This window comes from Moritella sp. (assembly GCF_013215705.1).
GTDB lineage: Bacteria > Pseudomonadota > Gammaproteobacteria > Enterobacterales > Moritellaceae > Moritella.
This window is the reverse complement of record NZ_JABSQR010000002.1, coordinates 1,161-2,093: the sequence shown is the minus strand read 5'-3', so window position 1 is coordinate 2,093 and position 933 is coordinate 1,161. Positions and strand designations below refer to the sequence as shown.

General features: G+C 43.2%; 2 protein-coding genes. Both read left to right on the top strand.

Translation table 11 applies throughout. From position 1 onward, the window contains the following. Positions 1 to 554, top strand: a 554-nt coding sequence (locus HRT96_RS00365) for an ABC transporter ATP-binding protein (RefSeq protein ID WP_293150607.1), incomplete at its 5' end; no start/stop codon positions are given. Next, the coding region (locus HRT96_RS00360) for an ABC transporter substrate-binding protein (protein ID WP_293150604.1) at positions 548 to 933 on the top strand (386 nt) is incomplete at its 3' end. The genes HRT96_RS00365 and HRT96_RS00360, both read left to right, overlap by 7 nt.

The following is a 933-nucleotide window of genomic DNA, read 5'->3' as shown; positions in this document are numbered from 1 at the left end:
TATTAGCACAAAAAATTGCGTTTTTACCACAACGTTTACCCGAAGTTGCTGGTTTAACGGTGAAGGAACTTGTGCGGTTAGGACGTTTTGCTTGGCGTGGTACTTTTGGGCGTTATAACCAACAAGACACAGATATTATCGAAACCGCGATGCAGCAAACAGATACAGCACAGTTTTCCAATCATATAGCAGACAGTCTTTCTGGCGGTGAGCGCCAAAGAGCGTGGATTGCGATGTTATTGGTACAGCAGTCACAGGTATTAATCCTCGATGAACCGACGTCTGCACTCGATGTTGGTCATCAATATGAATTGTTATCGCTATTGCAATCCCTCAACAAAGATACAGGGCAGGGAGTGGTCGTGATCTTGCACGATATCAATTTAGCGCTAAGGTTTGCGACGCGTGTGGTTGCTTTAAAACAAGGAAAAGTGAGTTTTTCAGGTGATCATCGTGTGCTGTTAGATAGTAAGAAACTCTCCGCCTTGTATGGCACTGATATTGTATTAATAGATCATCCTAGCCGAGATGAAAAGGTTGCTGTTGTATGCTAATTAGAAAAAAAATGACTAAATTGGTTCAATTACTTATCGCATCTGTACTGCTGATAACCCCATTATTTTCACAGGCCGAGATAACGGTAACAGACAGTCAAGGTAACAAGCAGTTAGCACAATATGCGCAACGAATTGTCGTGCTGAATTGGGATCTAGCCGAACAAATCTTAGAATTGGGTGTTACTCCTGTCGGAATGCCGGACATAGCGGGTTATAAGGAATGGGTAAGTAAGCCTGAAGTGCCTGCAGAAGTGCAAGACATTGGTACCCGAGTTGAGCCTAATTATGAAAAGATCGCAGCGCTGAAACCGGATGTTATTATTATTGCATCACCGCAAGCAGACTTGCAAAGTAAATTGGAGCGAATAGCACCGGT